The organism is Rhodoferax fermentans (genome assembly GCF_002017865.1).
Classification (GTDB): Bacteria; Pseudomonadota; Gammaproteobacteria; order Burkholderiales; family Burkholderiaceae_C; genus Rhodoferax; species Rhodoferax fermentans.
In genome coordinates, this window is the sequence record NZ_MTJN01000002.1 from 904653 (window position 1) to 924409 (window position 19757).

14 protein-coding genes are annotated in these 19757 nt (G+C 57.9%); 4 read left to right on the top strand and 10 right to left on the bottom strand.

The genetic code is table 11. The features are described 5' to 3' along the window. Nucleotides 1–129: 129 nt before the first annotated feature. The 6 genes from bchZ to RF819_RS04530 all read right to left on the bottom strand — a co-directional run bounded on the left by bchZ (nucleotide 130) and on the right by RF819_RS04530 (nucleotide 7314). Entirely contained in the window at nucleotides 130–1608 is a 1479-nt protein-coding gene (bchZ, locus tag RF819_RS04505; RefSeq protein ID WP_078363868.1) for a chlorophyllide a reductase subunit Z, read from the bottom strand. Continuing rightward, on the bottom strand, nucleotides 1608–3161 hold the full coding sequence (bchY, locus tag RF819_RS04510) for a chlorophyllide a reductase subunit Y (RefSeq protein WP_078363869.1): 1554 nt from the start codon (nucleotides 3159–3161) through the stop codon (nucleotides 1608–1610). Before bchY ends, bchZ begins: the two co-directional genes overlap by 1 nt. Before the next feature lie 3 nt (nucleotides 3162–3164). Further along, nucleotides 3165–4175: a chlorophyllide a reductase iron protein subunit X gene (locus RF819_RS04515; RefSeq protein ID WP_078363870.1), complete on the bottom strand. Its 1011-nt coding sequence runs from the start codon at nucleotides 4173–4175 to the stop codon at nucleotides 3165–3167. Then, on the bottom strand, nucleotides 4172–5125 hold the full coding sequence (bchC, locus tag RF819_RS04520; protein ID WP_078363871.1) for a chlorophyll synthesis pathway protein BchC: 954 nt from the start codon (nucleotides 5123–5125) through the stop codon (nucleotides 4172–4174). Before bchC ends, RF819_RS04515 begins: the two co-directional genes overlap by 4 nt. A 73-nt stretch (nucleotides 5126–5198) precedes the next feature. Beyond that, nucleotides 5199–6194, bottom strand: coding sequence for an acetylserotonin O-methyltransferase (locus RF819_RS04525; protein WP_242472703.1), 996 nt, complete (start codon nucleotides 6192–6194; stop codon nucleotides 5199–5201). A gap of 214 nt (nucleotides 6195–6408) precedes the next feature. After that, nucleotides 6409–7314, bottom strand: a complete 906-nt coding sequence (locus RF819_RS04530) for a polyprenyl synthetase family protein (RefSeq protein WP_078363873.1) — start codon at nucleotides 7312–7314, stop codon at nucleotides 6409–6411. 325 nt (nucleotides 7315–7639) lie between these two features. Here RF819_RS04530 and RF819_RS04535 point away from each other — a divergent pair, with 325 nt between their 5' ends. The 4 genes from RF819_RS04535 to RF819_RS04545 all read left to right on the top strand — a co-directional run bounded on the left by RF819_RS04535 (nucleotide 7640) and on the right by RF819_RS04545 (nucleotide 11211). Further along, the gene (locus tag RF819_RS04535; RefSeq protein ID WP_078363874.1) at nucleotides 7640–8476 is read left to right on the top strand and encodes a cobalamin B12-binding domain-containing protein; all 837 of its coding nucleotides are present in this window, start codon (nucleotides 7640–7642) and stop codon (nucleotides 8474–8476) included. Between the two features lie 173 nt (nucleotides 8477–8649). Further along, nucleotides 8650–10425: an ABC transporter transmembrane domain-containing protein gene (locus RF819_RS04540; protein WP_078363875.1), complete on the top strand. Its 1776-nt coding sequence runs from the start codon at nucleotides 8650–8652 to the stop codon at nucleotides 10423–10425. 78 nt (nucleotides 10426–10503) lie between these two features. Next, the gene (locus RF819_RS20935) at nucleotides 10504–10698 is read left to right on the top strand and encodes a hypothetical protein (RefSeq protein WP_143541605.1); all 195 of its coding nucleotides are present in this window, start codon (nucleotides 10504–10506) and stop codon (nucleotides 10696–10698) included. A 24-nt stretch (nucleotides 10699–10722) separates the two neighbouring features. Continuing rightward, nucleotides 10723–11211: a DUF2058 domain-containing protein gene (locus RF819_RS04545; protein WP_143541606.1), complete on the top strand. Its 489-nt coding sequence runs from the start codon at nucleotides 10723–10725 to the stop codon at nucleotides 11209–11211. A 54-nt stretch (nucleotides 11212–11265) separates the two neighbouring features. Here RF819_RS04545 and RF819_RS04550 read toward each other — a convergent pair whose 3' ends face one another. The 4 genes from RF819_RS04550 to RF819_RS04565 all read right to left on the bottom strand — a co-directional run bounded on the left by RF819_RS04550 (nucleotide 11266) and on the right by RF819_RS04565 (nucleotide 19755). Beyond that, nucleotides 11266–16026 (bottom strand): NAD-glutamate dehydrogenase, encoded by a 4761-nt coding sequence (locus RF819_RS04550; protein ID WP_078363877.1) that lies wholly within the window; start codon nucleotides 16024–16026, stop codon nucleotides 11266–11268. 104 nt (nucleotides 16027–16130) lie between these two features. After that, the gene (locus RF819_RS04555; protein ID WP_078363878.1) at nucleotides 16131–16712 is read right to left on the bottom strand and encodes an NUDIX domain-containing protein; all 582 of its coding nucleotides are present in this window, start codon (nucleotides 16710–16712) and stop codon (nucleotides 16131–16133) included. Nucleotides 16713–16756: 44 nt separating this feature from the next. Then, nucleotides 16757–18244: an NADH-quinone oxidoreductase subunit NuoN gene (gene nuoN / locus RF819_RS04560; protein ID WP_078363879.1), complete on the bottom strand. Its 1488-nt coding sequence runs from the start codon at nucleotides 18242–18244 to the stop codon at nucleotides 16757–16759. 35 nt (nucleotides 18245–18279) lie between these two features. Further along, nucleotides 18280–19755 (bottom strand): NADH-quinone oxidoreductase subunit M, encoded by a 1476-nt coding sequence (locus RF819_RS04565; RefSeq protein WP_078363880.1) that lies wholly within the window; start codon nucleotides 19753–19755, stop codon nucleotides 18280–18282. Nucleotides 19756–19757 lie beyond the last annotated feature (2 nt).

The following is a 19757-nucleotide window of genomic DNA, read 5'->3' on the forward strand; positions in this document are numbered from 1 at the left end:
TTCACAAAAAAGCCTTTCGGCCGATGATGCGCACAACCCGCGCAACCTGAGTAGCCAAGATCTTTGACCTTGACATCTTGACGTCCAAGGCTGATGGCAGCCCCGGCACAGAGCCATGCAGATCGAAACTCATGCATGAACCCCCAATCCCAACTCTTCGCCAGCACGGTCAACATGCGAGACCATGACTTTGTCCTGGTCTGATTCACGAGCGAACTTTTCAGCCAAATCACGCAAGCGTTTGGCGGCAGAAATCTGTATCAACACGGGTTGGTTCTGAATCAAATCCCGCATCCGCAACTGCGCAGCCTCATGCCACGCCGCGTTCGGTACCACCACACCGCGTGCATGTGTTGGATCCACACGATCCATGTCAACACCCAAGGGAAGGATGTGAAACAGGGCATCAAACAGGCTGTTGCACACCTCTTGGATGAGGTAGCTTGCGCCGCTGTAACCCATAAAAGGTGTACCTGTATGGCGTCTGATCACCGCACCTGGAAACGAGGCCGGAATGAAGGAAGCACGCATCGGCCCCCCACCAGACATCTCGCTCAGATACATGCGCTCGTTGTAACTGCCAAACATGATCAGCGGTGTTTGCGTTTTGCACAAATCACGAATCTTCTGGTTATCCGTTTTGGTACCAGCGGTGCGGGAGATGGCAAACTTGCACGGCAAGCCCATCTCGACATCCAGGAAATTCTTCAGTCCTCGGGTATAGGTTTCGTTGGCAACCACCGCAAAACTGGCTGTCGAGAAAAAATCCTGGGTCACCGAGCGCCACAAATCCCAAAGTGGTTTCAGGGTGGTATGCCGCTCACGTTCAATGAATGGCTCAGGGTCCAAGCCCAACAACTCACCGAGTTGGCGCAAAAACAGCGTAGTGCTGTGCAGACCAATGGGGGCCTGGAGGTAAGGTCGCTCAAGCGCCTCACACAACATCCGGCCAAACTCACGGTACATGCAAACATTGACATCCGCATTCACAAGGTTCGGAACATCAGCCAGATGACTGCCGAGCGGGAACACCATATTGACTTCCGCGCCAATACCCTCCACCAGACGGCGCACCTCGGCCAAATCGCTTGCCGAATTGAACACCCCATACGACGGGCCGATGATGTTGACCCGGGGCTTTTCTTCTGGATGGCGTTCACTCAGTGGTTTGCGCTGCGGCACTTTGCGCAAGCCGTATTCGCTCCACAACCAATAAATCGCCCGGTTGGCACATTGCCACTGGTCTTCATCAATCGTGCGCGGCAGGAACCGCAAGATATTCGTTCCTTCCGGTGTCACACCACCGCCAATCATCTCGGCAATGGAACCTGTCACCACCACCGCAGGCAGGTCGGGGTCCAGCACAGCGTGTGCACGTTTCATGGCCCCTTCGGTCCCTTCGCGCCCCAGCTGTTCTTCACCCAACCCCGTCACCACAATCGGCAACTCATGGGGCGGCAAAGCATCCGTATAGTGCAGCACAGACGTCACTGGCAGGTTTTCACAGCCTACCGGCCCATCAATGATGACCTGCAGCCCTTTGATGGCGGTGAACACATACACCGCTCCCCAATAGCCACCCGCGCGATCATGGTCAAGGATGAACATCAGCCCATCTCCTCAGCTTTGCGCTTCTTTGACAAGCGGTCCAACTGCCGACGCGTCTCTGCACGAAACTCAGGGTGCTTCTCGGGAACATCCTCCCAAATGCCTGCGGTGTCACCCGAGCCCACATTTTCAAAAAATGCGGTCATGGTCTCGAACCGAGCCCGATTGCCTATGGCGGACTGAACAACCTGCACCAGGGAACCGACCCCGGCCACCCCCATCAAGGGACGCGCTGAAATCAGGTTGGTGAAATACAGTGCCGGAATGGACATCTGCTTGGCTTTCTGGACAACCGGGGTGGTCCCGATCGCGAGATCTGGCTTGAACTCATCCACCGCAGCCATGTCTTGCTCCAGAGAAGCGCGAAACTGGACACGAACACCCTTCGAAGCCAACCATTCGGCATCCAAACTGTTCCAGGGTGTTGCAGGACAGGCTGTACCGACATACTTCAGGTCTGCACCACACTCCACCAACAAACGACCAACCAGCAGCTCAGAGCCTTCATAACCGCTCAGCGTGATACGCCCGGCAATGGGTTGCGTTGCCAACACCGCCCGAATGGCAGCGCCAGCCTGGTTTTTGGCCACATCAATCATGTCTTGGGCCACACCTGCCGCTTCACCAATCGCCTGCAACCAAGACAGGGTGCCATCCAGCCCGACCGGTGCGGAGCCCACCACGGGCCGACCTGCCGCCTCGAACTCACGCACACTGGCCGTATAAAACGGGTGAATGGCCGCAACAGCCACACAGTCCAGTGCTGCATACAACTCGCGCCATTCACGGGTCGGTACCACCGGACCGGCAGCCAGCCCCATCGGCGCCAACAGATGCGCGATACCCACCGGGTCAGCCGGAAACATCTCACCCAGCAGAGTGATGGTGGGCAAATGAACCACGCCGCCGCGCGGCGCCTGCACGGGCCCACTTTGAACCTCATGCCGTGCATAACGCAACATCGCGCCAGCCAAGACATCCTTCGCCTCAGCGTGAGTTGGCACGCCAAAACCTGGTACGTCAATGCCAATGATGCGAACACCGTCAATTTCCTTGGGCAACAGTTGCAGCGGAACACCGCTGGCGGTAGGCACACAAAGATTGATCACCACGATGGCATCAAGTGTTGCTGGATCAGCTTGGGCGTGAACGGCGTCCCGAATATCCTCAAACAGTTTGCCTGTCACCAGGGATTCGGAGTTGAAGGGCACATACCCAACACTGCGGCGTGCGCCGTAGAAATGGGAGATGAACGTCAAACCATACACACAGCACGCCGAGCCCGACAGAATGGTGGCGGTTCTGCGCATACGCAGGCCAACACGCAACGCCCCAAACGCCGGGCACATGCTTTGTGGCTGGTCATGCGGCCCCGCATTGGGGTTGACCGGATAGTCTTTGGCGTACTGCAACAGAACTTCGGTTTTGCCAGAAGACCGCGCAGCAGACAACAACTTTTCACCCCCGGCATGGCAACCCATGCCATCACCTTCCAATGCAGTGGACTGCATCTCTGGCGTTTGAGCGAGGATGGTAGCTTCAGAGTACGACATAACTCAGGACGCGTCGTAAATGACTTCCAAGCTGGGCTTCACCACATCGTGGCGACCCACCATATCAAAAGCAGTCGCAGGTTCCAACACCACATGACGACCCACCACATCGGCACTGAACAAACTCAACAATTGGTCCTGCGTTTGTGGCTTGGGACGCACAGGTGGCGCTTCACCCACATTGGTCGCGAGTTGTTCAAACATCGGGCCCCACTCGCCACCAGGAATACCGATGATTTCGTAATTGGCACTTTTGCGGCGAATATCTTCATTGGCAGGTATCGCAGCCAGAACAGGTATGCCTGCATTGGCCGCAAAGGCGGCGGCCTCCCCTGTGCCATCATCTTTGTTGATCACCATGCCGGCAACACCCACATTGCCACCCAGCTTGCGGAAGTACTCCACCGCCGAGCAGACATTGTTGGCCACGTACAGGGACTGCAAGTCATTGCTGCCAACCACAATCACCTTCTGACACATGTCACGGGCAATGGGCAGACCAAAACCGCCACAGACCACGTCACCCAGAAAATCGAGCAAAACGTAATCAAAACCCCAGTCGTGAAAGCCCAGTTTCTCCAGAGTTTCGAAACCGTGAATGATGCCGCGGCCACCGCAACCCCGACCGACTTCCGGACCACCCAACTCCATGGCAAACACGCCATCACGCTTGAAGCACACATCGCTGATGCTCACAGCCTGACCAGCCAGCTTCAACCTGGAGGATGTCTCAATGATCGTCGGGCACGCCTTGCCGCCAAACAAAAGGCTGGTGGTATCGCTCTTGGGATCACAACCAATCAGCAACACCTTCTTGCCCTGTTGAGCCATCATGTAACTCAAATTGGACAGGGTGAAGCTTTTACCAATGCCACCCTTGCCGTAGATGGCAATGATCTGCGTCTCTTTGGTCGGCTGGGCTGTCGACACCTCTGGCAGAGGCTCCGACGCCTCTTGACGCAAACGCTCTACAAACTTGACGGGTTGCTCAGAAGGAATAGCCAAGTTGGTCATGCGTTGGCACTCCAATCCATAATCATTTTGAGACACAAAGGATCACCAAAAGCCACCTCATAGGCAGCCAGGGCATTTCTAGGCGACTGGTGATGTGTGATCAAACCTTCCAACGACAACCTGCCGGTCGTGACCAACTCAGTCACCGCCAACAAGTCGGCTCGCTTCCACTCTGCGGCGGTGCGAATTTGAGCCTCTCTCATGAACGCTGGCGCATAGGCGAAATGCAAATCTTGCTTGTAAAAACCAGCCAGCACCACCTCGCCCCCCGGGGCCAGGCGCAAAATCAATTTGTCGAGCAAGTTGCTGTCGCCACTGACGTCATAGATGGCTTTGTAGTCCTTGCGTGGGTCATCATCGGGATGCACCACGCGGTAGCCCTCGGCACCATCCATGCGCACAGCCTGTGTTTCCCAAACGGTGGGCTCAGGTGCACCAGCAGCCACCGTCAGGCGTGCCAGCAAACGCCCCATCACACCATGACCCACAATCAGGTCCGGTGACGTGATCACTTCACGTTTGCCACCACCGGCGACAGCATGGTAGGCCGTGGCCGCCAAAGCCAGCAGAACCGCTTGTGCGCCAAGACTGTCTGGCACCGGGATAGCACGTTCCTGAGGCACAACCAAGTCAGAGGCCGAGCCGCCAAACAGGTTGCGAACACCCTGGAAACAGTTGGCACCCGGCAAAAACACCCGCTGCCCCACTGTCAGCGAACTGTCGCCAGCAACCCTGACCACACGGCCCACTGTCTCATAACCTGGCACCAAGGGATAACCCATGCCCGGAAACGCCGGCATGCTGCCATCCCACAACAGTCTTTCGGTGCCGGTACTGATGCCGCTGTACTCCACCTGAACATGAACCTGGTGGTCCATCAGCTCAGGCAAGTCCAAAGACTGCACAGACAAATGTCTGGGTTGCTCGAAAACGATGGCTTGTGCTTTCATAATTTAATTCTAGGTTGACATTCACATTTGTCAACTTGAATTTACAGTTTAATCATTTGCCTAGGGTAAATACCTAGATCGCCCCAGGCTTCCGAGCCACCAGCAGTCGGGTGTGGATGGGCATGGCATTGGGAATCAAGGCCACACGCTCAAAGCCACTCTCTTGCAGCATGGCTGTTAATTCACTGGGGGTGCGGTAACGGCCAGCACCCATGGCCAGCAGGTACAGATGAAAGTAGGCGTCACCTAGTGGTTTGTCACCCGGCTCCTGCGCCATGGGTTCGGCCAACAGAAGTGTTCCCCCCGCAGGCAGAGCCTGGTAGATCCTTTTCATGATGCCCAACACGGCACCATCCGGATGGTCATGTGCCACGCGTACCAAGGTCACCAGATCAGCCCCTTCTGGCAGCGCATCGTGGAAAAAACTGCCCGGGTGATAGGACATCCGGGATTCGAGACCCAGACTGGCATGGTTTTTCTGCGTCAATGCCAACACGGCAGGCAGATCAAACAGTTTGAAATTGAGTTGTGACTCACGTTGCGCCACAGCGGCCACAAACCGCCCCATGCCGCAACCCACATCCATCATGCAACGATGCTTTTTGAAAGAGTAGGCGCTCACAATCTCTTCGATCACAAAGTTCTGTGAAGCAGCCATCAACGCCGAATACCGCCCGACCTGATCCAGCTTGGCAACCGAATCCTGGGCCGGAGAGTCTGAGTGGGCATACGGCCAATAACCCGCCATGCCACCGCGCCAGGTGTCACGCAGAAAATCAAGCGGTTCAGCCATGTCACGGTAGAGCAGATGGTTGTGCTCTACCATGGCGCGCACGCCTTCGTGGGCAGCAAGAGGTGCCCCAAGTGCTCCTAGCCCAATACGGGAAAGGCTTCTATGCTCCAATAAACGTAGTGCAATGGCTGACAGGACAAGCCGCTGCAACACCGGCGCGGGAACCTGGCAGCGTGTTGACAGCTCCTCCAAGGTGACCGGCGCCTGGCGCACGATCGAGAAGATATTGAGCTTGACGCAGGCCAACAACACCTGGGAATGGACAAAGCCAGACATCAGATCAAAGACCTGCTTGGTCCTTCGACGGGTGAACCAGCGTGTCAAAGGGTTGGCGATGGAGGTCCGATACAGGCCCGGCGACGTCATCCACGCGTCAATTTTCTGATGAATGCCATCCATCCAGGACTGGCTTGTGATGCCAGCAGGGGACAGCCTGGCAAGATCCAAATGTTCCACAGTCAATGTCCGAAATGTGACCTATCCGACCCGTTCAAGCGGAGATGCTTTGGGGGGTTGCGCTCTGTTGGCTCCGATACTCGGCAAAGGCGGCACTGGGCACCAGCCGTTCAGCCTCCCGATGCACCAGCTGCTGCAACAAACCACGGTGAGAGCACTGGGGGATGCAGTCAACAGCCTGCTCAATGAGCGACTGAAAATGCGCCATAGCGCCATCCAGACCGAGTTCACTGGCGGCACTGGGGCGAGCGTGCAAAGCGTCCTGCCCGACAGGTTTACCCATCAAAATCACCTGCCCCATGACATCACGGATGTCATCGGCCACTTGGTAGGCCTCGCCCAGATTGGCACCCAAAGCCGCCCACGGGCTGGCATCACTGGCACACGACAAAGCCCCCGCGCAGGTGGCCGCCACAAACAGGGCACCGGTTTTGGCACGCTGGTATTGGCCCAGGTCTGCTTTGACCTCACATTCCCAGGCCTGCCCCGCCACAATGCCCGAGGGCAAGCCAACACCCGCGCTCAGGTTCTGCATCAAGGCCACTAGGCGATCCGGATAGGCTTGACCGGCATTGAGCAAAACTTGGTAGGCCATCACAATCAAGGCGTCGCCCGCCAACAATGCCAAGGGCTCCCCAAAGGCTTTGTGCACCGTTGGCCTGCCGCGGCGGATATCTGCGTTGTCAAAGGTTGGCATGTCGTCATGCACCAGAGATGCGCAATGCATTAACTCGACCGCACAGGCCGCAGCATCCGTCAGCTCCACGGCGTCTTCACCACACGCCATGGCCACCGACAGGACCAACTGGGGTCGCACCCTGGCACCACCCGAGAAAACCGCATGGCGCATGGCCTCCACCAGCCTGGGGGGGGCACCCGAGCCAACGGCTCTGCCAAAGTGAAATTCCAGGGCGTTCTCAGCGCGCTTCAACAAATCCATAGGGCCTCGCTTTTGTGTCACATTAGCTTGACATTTGTGCAGCACTATATATAAGCGCCGCAACTTGTCAACAAATATTTACACATTTTTATTGTGCCTACTCTGTTCTGAGCGAGACAAGGGCTCGCTGTCATGGTTGACAAAGCAAAGCAGAGCCCCAATACCCACAGAACGTTTCATGACAATACTTTCTTTCAAGATGCTGACTTGATTTTTGAGGTAGCCCTAAGCAAACAATGGGGTTACTATCTCCAGCGTCCGGCATGAATTCGTTTCCAGTCAAGTCCACCTGACGCTGTCAGCGCGGCAACCTACAGAGAGCAACATGTTGAACAGTGCTATCCGTTTATCGGTACCCCGTGTGCCCATCAGGCCCGTCAACCCTGTGACAGAAGATGTGTGCGCAGGCTCCCTGCGCAGTGTGATCGAGAGCCAGATCATCCCGCGGCTTCTGGAGGCCCACCCGCGACCCGGGGCTGCCAACGCACAGCACTTCAAACTCGCTTACCAGCCTCTGCAAGCCGAGATCGCCGCCTTTGCCGAGTTATGTGTGTCCCGTGGCTCCGACGAAGTGCTTGAGTTCATCGAAAAGCTGCTGCTGGACCACGTTGACAACGACAGCATTTTTTTGAACTTGATCGCGCCCGCTGCCCGCCACCTGGGTTTGATGTGGGAATCTGAACGTGCCGATTTCAGCCAGGTCACCATGGGGCTGCTGCGCATGCACCAAATCACCCACCGAATTGGCTACGAGTACCAAAGTGGCCCGCAAAAGGCGGGTGTGTCCAAGCGGGTGATGCTGGCCTCGGCACCTGGGTCACAACACATCCTGGGCTTGGCCATGGTGTCTGAGTTTTTCCGCAAAGACGGCTGGCAGGTTGTCATTGAAGTGGCTGGCACGCCCACCCAACTCTGCCATGCCGCACAAAATGAATGGTTTGACCTGATTGGCCTGTCGGTGGGTGTGACAGAGCAGCTCAACCATCTTCCCGACCTGATTTCTGACATAAAAAGGCAATCACGCAACCCCAACATCCCCGTGCTGTTGGGCGGCCCGGTCTTTTCTGCGTCTGATCTCAGCGCCGAGAGTCTGGGCGCTGACGGCATTTCCACAGATGCCATCGAAGGGGTTCAGCTGGCGTCGTTGCTGGTGGGCACTTAATACGCTCTGATCCTGCGGGGGGTGTGCAAACCCTGGAGCGCCAGAAGCGCGCAGGGAGCACAAGGTCAAACACCTGCACAGGCGGGTACCCACAGCCAGGACACGTAAACTGGCTGGTTCCTGCTTGCATCTATGCGGTGGTATCACCGACCCCATGAACAGCCCTCTGCCCCATGACTGAGACCGTCTCCCCCGCATCCAGCCCGACATCACTCTCCGGCCTCCTGCCCTTCTTGCGGCCCTACCGTCTGCGCATCGGCCTGGCCCTGGTGTTTTTGATACTGGCGGCCGCCAGCACGCTGGCCTTTCCATGGGCACTGCGCAGCCTGATCGACAGCGGCCTGGTCCAGACCGACCCCGGTGAACGCATGATGGCGATGCGCGACCATTTTGCTTTGCTGTTCGGGGTTGCAGTGGCATTGGGGGTGTTCTCGGCGGCGCGCTTTTACATGGTGAGCTGGCTGGGCGAGCGCATCAGCGCCGACCTGCGCAACGCCGTTTACAGCCATGTGTTGCAACAAAGCCCGGAGTTTTTCGAAACCACCCAGACGGGCGAGGTGCTGTCGCGCCTGTCGGCTGACACCACGCTGGTGCAGACGGTGGTCGGTTCCTCACTGAGCCAGGGCCTGCGCAACCTGGTGATGGGCCTGGGCGCCCTGGGTATTTTGGTGTGGACCAACCCGCTGGTGATGGCCCAGGTGCTGCTGATGCTGGCCCTGATTGTGGTGCCGGCGGCGGCGTTTGGACGCCGGGTACGCAAACTCTCGCGCGACAGCCAGGACCGGGCGGCCGACTCCAGTGCCATGGCAGCAGAGGTACTCAACGCGATCCCGGTGGTGCAAAGTTATACCGCCGAAGGCCGGGAGACAAGGCGCTTCACCCAGGCCACCGAAACCGCGTTTGAGGTGGCAGTGCGGCGCACCCGCACCCGCTCGGGCCTGGTGGCTTTTATCATTGTCGCCACCTCAGCCGCGCTGCTCTGGGGCTTGTACCAGGGCACACAGGCGGTGCTGGCTGGGCGCATTTCGGCAGGACATCTGGGCCAAACCGTGGTCTATGTGATCATTTTGGCCAGTGCTTTTGCGGTGCTGAGCGAGGTGTATGGCGATTTGTTACGTGCCGCCGGTGCGACTGAGCGGCTGATGGAGCTGCTGGCCAGCCAGTCACCCATCACTTCACCATCAAATCCGGCTGTAGCCCTTATATACAAAGAGGGCAGCGCTATTACTTTTGAGAACATCACTTTTCATTACCCGTCGCGGCCGAATCAGGCGGCGTTGCGTGGTTTTTCATTACACGTCAGCGCGGGGCAGACCGTGGCTCTGGTCGGGCCCAGCGGCGCGGGTAAAAGCACGGTGTTTCAGCTGCTGCTGCGGTTTTACGACACCCAGGAAGGCCGCATCTTGCTCGATGGTGTGGCCACACGAGAACTGTCCTTGCAGGACTTGCGCCAGCACATTGGCATCGTGCCGCAAGATGCGGTGGTTTTCTCCACCAGTGCGCTCGAGAACATTCGGTATGGCCGACCGGATGCCACAGATACCGAGGTCAAGGCGGCGGCCGTGGCGGCGTTTGCCGATGGCTTCATCACCAAGCTGCCCCAGGGCTATGACACCTTCCTGGGTGAACGGGGCGTGCGCCTGAGCGGCGGGCAACGCCAGCGTATCGCCATTGCTCGCGCCATCTTGAAGAACCCACCCCTGCTGCTGCTGGACGAAGCCACCAGCGCACTGGACGCCGAGAGTGAACGCATGGTGCAGGCGGCGTTGGAGTCCGCCATGCGTGGCCGCACCACCCTGGTGATTGCGCACCGACTGGCAACGGTGCAAAAAGCCGACCGGATTGTGGTGATTGATGCGGGTCAGCTGGTGGAACAGGGTACCCACAACGAACTGGTGGCCTTGGGTGGGGTCTACGCCGGACTGGCGGCACTGCAATTCCATGCATGACGGCATGGCATTTGAAAGTGATTGAACATCAGGCTCAAGACTTGTAAACTGACCCTCTGACTGCGACAGGAGTACACCATGGAAATTTCAAGCACCCGGACGTCACCCACGCAATCCACCCAACAGCCCACGCAGCTACAAAAAACAAAGCAAACAAGCGAGCAGGAACAAGGGCAGAAGGCAGAAACAAAGCCTGCCGAGACACCGCCTCCCAAACCTGTGGTCAACACCCAGGGTCAAACCACCGGGCGACTGCTCAACGTCACGGCCTGATTACCACCCAGCACAGGTGCCATCATGGCCGCCTTGGCAGCCACCAACAGTGCCACACCGTCGTTGCAGTCCACGCTGCTCAAAAGCCGTGTGCAACAGGCCAGGCGTGAGGCCGACCAAGCCGAAGCCAACGCCGAAAACCTGCGTTTACAAGCAGAAGAACAAGACCGGCTAGTGCAGCAAGCACGCCAGCGGGCACAAAACTTTGAGAAACAGGCACAAACAGCCCCCAGCGCCACCCCAGCAGCCTCCAAACAAATCACCACACAGGTGAAGAGTGAGCCCACCTACGAAAACACTTTGGCGGGTGTCTTTCAGTTGGGCAAACCGATCCTGGAGGTCGACCTGTCCAACACCCAGAAAAACATCGTGAACGGCAGCCTGTTCACACTGGCGGCACAGACCTGGGCAAGCCAAGCGTCACCCTCGCTTGCCCTGCAAAAAAACTACAGCCAACAAGCGCAAACAACGCCTGAGAAAACCACGGGGCGTTTGCTCAACACCTCGGCCTGACCCGGCTGTTCATGTGCCGTCACGGCCTGCGACTCCTGAGCAGGTCACAACACATCAGGCCAAATGCCGCAACTCCCGCAAGGCCACCGAGACCGGAGCCAGATCTGGCGCTTGTGCCCCGATGGTCTGCAACAACTGGCGCAAACGTCCGATTTGGCCAGCATGCCGTGCCGACCAATCGTCCACGCTGGTGTGCCGCGTCAACACGGTCTGGGTGATCTGCCCCGCCATGGCATAAATGTCGTCTCGGGCACTGCTGCGCGCCTGGGTCTGCCACAGGGTATCTGTCGGCAAGCGGTTGATTTGTGTGCGCCAACCCGACAAATCCAGTGTGACCGCCACCGCAAAATAGGTTCGGGCGGCCTGTTCCAGCGGGATATGGGCCGACGCACTGAGGTCCACCAGATCCAGGGCAGGAAACGCAAACTCGAGCGATGTCAGACGTCGCGCCAGATCAACGGCCACACCCTGGTCCACCCACTCCTGTGTCATCTGTTGCCAGACCTGTTGGGTGGCCTCAGGCAACCAGTCGTCCAGGTGTGCACGCAACTCACTGGCACCCGGTTGGTAACGTGTAATCAGAGTCGGCAGATCAGTCGCCTTGTCACGTTTGCGCAGCATCCAGCGTGACGCACGTTTGGCAATCGACATCAGCTTGCCTAACAAATCCAGCTGCAGGGCGCTGGGAATCTGGGCGTCCAGAGTGTCAATCTGGTCCCACAGCGTTTCCAGGTCAAAGATTTCTCGCGCCAAGGTATAGGCGCGCACCACATCAGCGGTCTTGGCGGCAGCTTCTGCAGCCAGGAAATTGACAAAGGTCGCGCCCATGCGGTTGACCAAGGTGTTGGTCACATGGGTGGCGATGATCTCGCGCTTGAGGGGGTGCGAGGCTATGGCAGCGCTGAATTTTTCTGTCAGAACTTTCGGGAAATAAGCTTGCAGTGAACGGTTGAAAAACAGGTCGTCTGGCAGGTCACTGACAATCAAATCGTTGAACACAGCAATCTTGGCATAGGCCAGCAACACCGCGTTCTCAGGAGCGCTCAGTCCTGTTGCTGCAGCACGGCGCAGCCTGATCTCTTCGTCCGTGGGCAAAAACTCGATGGCTCGGTCCAGCCGACCAGACCCCTCGAGCCACTGCATGAGCCGTTGTTGACCATCCAGGAAATAACTGGGGCGATGGCAGGCCACATCCAAGGCCTGGGTTTGGTAATAGTTGTCCGCCAGCACCAAATGGCCGACTTCCTCGGTCATGGAGGCCAGCAGATCGTTGCGCTGCTTGAGGGTCATGTCCCCCGCCTCAAGCACCCGGTCCAGCAGGATCTTGATGTTGACCTCATGGTCCGAACAGTCCACCCCAGCCGAGTTGTCGATGGCATCGGTGTAGATCAGGCCACCTTTTTGGGCATACTCAATACGCCCGTTCTGGGTACACCCGAGGTTGCCCCCTTCCACCAGCACTTTGCAACGCAACTCCGAGCCATTCACGCGGAAAGCGTCACCGGCTTTGTCACCGGCCTGGGCATGGGTTTCTCGGGAAGATTTGACATAAGTGCCAATGCCGCCGTTGTAGATCAGATCCACCGGTGCCTTGAGCAAGGCATTGAGAAGCTCGACCGGTGACAGCTCTTGAACCGGTATCCCCAGAACAGCCTGAGCGGCCACCGACAGCCTGATGGACTTGGCGCCGCGTGAATACACACCGCCACCGTCCGAGATCAAGGCCTTGTCATAGTCGTCCCAGCTGGATCGGGCCAGGCCAAACAGGCGTCGGCGCTCGGCAAAACTGGCAGCCACATCGGGACTCGGGTCGATGAAGATATGCCGATGGTCAAACGCAGCCACCAGCCGGATGTGTTCGGACAACAGCATGCCATTGCCAAACACATCACCGGACATGTCACCGATGCCGACCACGGTGAACGGCGTGGTTTGGGTGTTGATGCCCAACGAGCGGAAATGCCGTTTGGTCGATTCCCAGGCCCCTCGCGCGGTGATCCCCATCTTTTTGTGGTCATACCCCACCGAGCCACCCGAGGCAAAGGCATCCCCCAGCCAGAACCCGTAGTCAGCAGACAGGCTGTTGGCAATGTCCGAAAAACTCGCCGTGCCCTTGTCCGCCGCGACCACCAGATACGGGTCATCCGGGTCATGGCGAACCACCCGCTCTGGCGCCACCACCTGACCTTGGACCAGGTTGTCGGTCAGGTCCAGCAAACCCGAGAGGAAGAGGCGGTAACACGCGATACCCTCGGCCAGGGTGGCGTCACGGTCAGACGGACTAGGCGCCGCCTTGAGCACAAAACCACCTTTCGAGCCGACCGGCACAATCACCGTGTTTTTGACGTGTTGCGCCTTGACCAGCCCCAATATCTCGGTACGGAAGTCCTCGCGCCGGTCTGACCAGCGGATGCCGCCACGCGCCACCTTGCCGTGGCGCAGATGCACCCCCTCAAAACGCGGGGCGTAGACCCAGATCTCATGCTGTGGCTTGGGCTCGGGCACACCCGGCATCTTTTTCGGCTCGAACTTGAAGCTCAGATAAGGCTTGTGGAGCCCATCCACCGTGGTCTGCCAGGCATTGGTGCGAACCGTTGACAACATGCTGTTGTAAAACTGGCGGATAACGCGGTCTTCTTCCAGGCTGGCCACCTCACCGAGCAAACGTTCAATGTGCTCTGACAGGCCTTGCTGGGCCGCGTCGCGGTCTCCCGCCAGATCGGGGTCAAAACGTGTGGCAAACAGATCAAAAAGCAGCTGGGTAAGTGCTGCGTTTTTGCGCAGTGTGGTCTCGATGTAGGCCTGGCTGAAGGCAAATCCAAGCTGACGGAAGTAGCGCGTGTAGGCGCGCAACACCGAGATGGCTCGACCGTCCAGCAGGGTGACCAGCACCAGTTGGTTCAACCGATCACTATCAAATTCGTTGTACCACACCCTTAGAAACAAAGACTCGAAGCGTTCTTTGATGGTGGAGAAGTCGGTGTTGTCGGGTAACTGCAGGCCCAGGTCGTGAATCCAGAAGTGGCGCTGTGCCCCCGCCTCCATCACCCGGTAGGGATGTTCGTCCAACACCCGGGCACCCATACATTCCAGAATCGGTAGCGAATCTGACAAAGCCAACTTGCTGGTGCTGTACATCTTCAAACGAACAACATCTGGTTTGGGCTGGACCGGGCGGTACAGCCTGACCGCCAAGCCCACACGCTCGGACAGTGTTGACAAGACCAGCGCATCGTCGGCCGCTACCGCGCCAGAAAAATCTTCCTTGTAACTGGCAGAAAAAGCATCTGCAAAACGTTTGGCCAGCGCCAGGCCTGCTTCTTCGCCATGGATTTGTAACAGCGCCAACTTGCAATCGTCCTCCCAGCGCCGTGCCAGCGTGGCAATGCGGGCCGCCAAGGCAGGCTCATCCAGATGGGACGCCACAGCTTGGGCGGTGCGAATCAGGTAGTGGATGCGCGCCATCGGATGGTCCGTCAACATCGGCGTGAACTCGATCGACTGGCCATCCAAGGTGCGCACCAGTTCTTCCCCAATACGCAGGCGCAACTCGGTGTTGTAACGGTCGCGTGGCACATAGACCTGCACCGAGGTGAAACGGCCAAAAGGGTCGTGCCGCAAGAAGACACAGGTGCGCTGGCGCTCCTGCAAGCGCAGGATGCCAATCGCATGCTGGATCAGGGTGGCTGTGTCCACCTGGAACAACTCGTCACGCGGATAGGCTTCCAGGATGGCTTGCAGCGATTTGGCGGCGTGGCTCTCAGGCATCACCTCAGCCGCCCGCATGACCTGGGTGATGCGCAGCCGCACCTGGGGAATGTCGGCAACCGGTGCCGCGTAAGCTTTGGAGGTGTACAGCCCCAGAAAACGAGTTTCACCCACCACCCTGCCCGCCTCGTCCAACCGCTTGATCGCCAGACAGTCGAGCCAGGCCGGACGGTGCACCGTAGAGCGCGTCATGGCCTTGGTGGTAACCACCAGCTGATCCGTCTCCAGGATCGCCTGTGCGTCCAAAGGCAACTGGCTGACCGGTGTGAGGGGATCTCCCCGCAAAATGCCCAAACCGGTGTGAGGGATCGCCGTGAGATGAACAAGCTCCCCCTCACGCGACACGCTGTAGTCACGAGCACCGAGAAAGGTGAAGTGTTGTGCCTCCAGCCAGCGCAGGAAGGCCACACCTTCGGACATGGCTGCCGTGCGCTGAGGTGCTTGCTCGGACACGTCGATGACTTCCTGCAAACGGGCCAGCATCGCGGGCCAATCGCTGACAGCGGCCGACACGTCTGCCAGGACACGCAGCAGATCAGCCTGCAAAGCCTGGCGCTCTGGCTCGGAGATGATGCGGTCACACTCCACCACAATAAAGGACTGGACGGCGCTCTCGGCCAGCGCTGCCGGATTGGCATGGCGAACTTGACTGAGCCGTCGCTGGGCGTCCAACTGAATCACCAGCAGCGGATGAACAATCCAGTGTGCGGTGTATCCCGCCCGGTTGACCGCCATCGTGACCGAGTCCACCAAAAAGGGCATGTCGTCCTGCACAATTTGGACCACGGTGTGATCACTCACAAATCCGTCTTCGGCAATGCTCGGGTTGAACACCCTGACCCGTGCGCCAGAGGGGCTCGGTGGCAGCTCCAGCAAACGCAGATGGGCACAGGCCATGGCCATCAGGCAATTTGGCCCGCGGGCCTCTATTTCATTGGGGTCTGCGCTATAAAAATAGTTAGCAACAAAATCGGCCAGGACGTGACCATGGAGCCCGGTGTTTTCACGCGCAAAGCTGCGCAGCGCCGCCAGCGAGGTGTCGTTCATCACTGTCTCCTGTATCTGCCCAGAAGGCAAGACAGACTGATCAACACCGGAGAAATCAGGGAAGTGATCGCTGCGGAGGCTGTCAGCAGATCTGTGTCATCAGGCTAAGTCGTTTCAAACCAGTCCAGCGTCCACGCGCCGGAAAACACGTTTTGCAGCCACAAAGCGGCCATCAAAGTCTTGGCGTCGGTGACCTGCCCTTCGCGGCACCAGGTCAGGAGCTCCGCCGGCGTTGCAGTGAACACATCCAATAATTCGTCGGCGTCCAGCTGTCGGGCACCAGCGGTCAGGCCCTTGGCAAACCAGATGTCGATGACCTCGGTCGAATAGGCTGCCACCGGATGCATCACACCGGCATGCGCCCAGAAGCGCGCCAGGTAACCGGTTTCCTCGCGCAGCTCACGTTGGGCACATTGAAACGGCTCTTCGCCAGGATCCTTCTTGCCAGCCGGGAACTCCACCATCACACGGTTCAAGGGGTAGCGAAACTGGCGCTCCAGCACCAGGCGGACCTCACCCTGGGCATCCTCGATCAGCGGCACCACCATCACGGCACCAGGATGGACCACGTATTCCCGGGTTGTCAGAGCCCCGTTGGACAGCTCGACGGTATCACGCAAAACATGCAGGAAACTGCCCTTGCACAACTCTGCGCTGCCGACCTGTTTCTCCTGCAAGTGTTCCATGTCGGCCTCTGGGTACAGATGGAAGGGTCAGAAGCGGCTGGCGGTCAGGTGGCCAGCATCTTCAGCACGGCATTGGCACACAGTGTCATCAAACCACCGGGCAACAGCCCCAAGACCAGCAACAAGGCCGCGTTGATGGTCAGCACGGCACGCACATCCATGCCTGCGGTCAAAGGCGCCGTGTTGACTGGCGCATCAAAATACATCACTTTGACCACACGCAAGTAGTAGAAGGCGCCAATCAATGACATCATCACCGCATACACCGCCAAAGCGATGTAGACCGTTCCACCCGTGGCCACCAAGGCCTCCAGAACAGCCAGCTTGGCATAAAACCCAACCATCGGGGGAATACCTGCCAAGGAGAACAGGCACAGTGCCATGATGCCAGCGTAGAGCGGGCTGCGTTGATTCAGCCCGGCAAAGTCAGCAATCTCTTCACTCTCGAAACCTTCACGCGACAGCAGCAAAATGACACCAAAACTGGCCAAGGTTGTCAACACATAGGAGACAACATAAAACATGGATGCACCGTAGGCATTGCCAGCCGCATCCGCATGCCCGCTGACCACACCAGACATCATGCCGACCAACACAAAACCCATGTGCGAGATGGTGGAGAACGCCAGCATCCGCTTGACATTGGTCTGAGCAATCGCCGCCAGGTTACCAATCGCCAGCGAGGCCACAGCCATCACCATCAGCATTTGTTGCCAGTCCACCGCCAAAGGCAACAGCCCCTCAACCAGCAGACGAATGAACACGGCGAACGCAGCCAACTTCGGGGCGCCAGCGACCATCAGGGTGACCACGGTTGGTGCACCTTGGTAGACATCTGGAATCCACATGTGGAACGGCACCACACCGAGTTTGAACGCCAGGCCAGCCACCAGAAACACCAGACCAAAAATCAGAATCTGGTGATCAATCTGCCCACCGTTGATCGCCTTCAACACCTGCCCCAAATCCAGACTGCCGGTTGCACCGTACAACATCGACATACCGTAGAGCAACAAGCCCGAAGCCAGCGCACCCAGCACAAAATATTTCATGGCCGCCTCTGTCGACAGCACGTGGTCGCGGCGTAGTGCCACCATGGCGTAACTTGAGAGCGTCAACAACTCAATACCCATGTAGATACCCAAGAAGTTGTTGCCTGAGATCATCACAAACATGCCCAGCAACGAAAACAAACTCAGGGTGAACAGATCACCGCCGCGCAACATGTCGCGGCCAGCAGCGTAGTCTCGCCCATAGACCAGCACCACCATGACAGCTGCTGCGGCAAAACACTTGAGCCAGTGGCCCATGGCATCGTTGACAACCATGTTGCCAAAGGCATAAACGGTTTGGCCGGAAGTCGCAGACGCAGCCTCCAACGCGACCACCACCGCGAGTGTCACCAGCGTGAGCCCATAGGTCGCACCCCGCTTGGCACTTTTGACCGACAGATCAAACAGCAGGATCACGCAGGCCATGACCAACAGGATCACTTCTGGAATTACAGCCATCAAACTGAGTTTGTCAAACATGTGTGTCTCTTGTCTAGGGAATCAGATTGGATAACTCAGGGCAGCTTGGATTGGGCGACATGCCGCAGCAACTCAGCCACGGAGACATCCATCACATCGGTGAACGGTTTCGGGTAGATACCCATGTACAGCACGGCAATGGCCAGCAAAGCCAGGAAGAAAAATTCGCGCTTGTTGATGTCGGCCAGATGTTTGACATGGTCGTTGGCCACCGGTCCCAAGTAAACCCGCTTGAACATCCACAGGGAGTAAGCCGCACCAAAAATCAAGGCGCTGGCCGCTGCCATACCCACCCAGAAATTGACCTTGACGGCACCGAGGATCACCATCCACTCACCCACAAAACCGGCGGTACCCGGCAAGCCGCAGTTGGCCATGACAAACAGCAAGGCAAACGCGGTGAAACGCGGCATGGTGTTGACCACACCACCATAACTGGCGATCTCCCGGGAGTGCATGCGGTCGTACAACACACCGATAGACAAGAACATGGCCGCCGAAACAAAACCGTGTGAAATCATCTGAACGATGCCACCCGAAACCCCAAGCTCATTAAAGATGAAGAAGCCCAGCGTGACAAAGCCCATGTGAGCCACCGAGGAATACGCCACGAGCTTCTTCATATCCCGCTGCACCAAGGTCACCAGACCCACGTACACCACGGCCACCAGCGACAAGCCAATCATCAGGCCGGCCCAGTGGTGCGAGGCATCTGGCGCAATCGGCAGCGAGAACCGCAGAAAGCCATACGCCCCCAGTTTCAACATGATCGCAGCCAGCACAGCAGAACCGCCTGTGGGGGCCTCTACGTGCACATCTGGCAACCAAGTGTGCACCGGCCACATCGGCACCTTGACAGCAAACGCCGACAAAAAGGCAAAAAACAACAACGTTTGCGCTGTGCTGTCGAGCGGCAACTTGTGCCACGCCGCCAGATCAAAGCTGCTGCCGGACTGCACATAAAGATAAATCAGGGCCACCAGCATCAACAAGGAGCCGAGCAAGGTGTACAGAAAAAATTTGAAGGACGCGTAGATCTTGTTCGGACCACCCCAGATCCCGATGATCAGGTACATCGGGATCAGCGTGGCTTCAAAGAACACGTAGAACAACAACCCATCCAGTGCACAGAAAACCCCGATCATCAAGCCGCTGAGGATCAGGAAAGCACCCATGTACTGGTTCACCCGGCTGGTAATCACTTCCCAAGCGGCAATCACCACAATCACATTGATAAAGGCGGTGAGCAGCACAAACCACAGCGAAATGCCGTCCACGCCGAGGTGATAGTTGACGTTGAAACGCTCAATCCAAGGCGACAACTCGACAAACTGCATCGCTGCCGTTGAGATATCAAACTGCAGGTACAACGGCAAGGTCACCAACAAACTGAGTACAGCCCCAAACAAGGCCAACCAGCGCACAGTGCGGACTTGATCCTCCCGCCCCATCGCCAACAGAACGACACCAAACAGAATTGGCATCCAAATAGCCAGGCTCAAAAAACCCATTT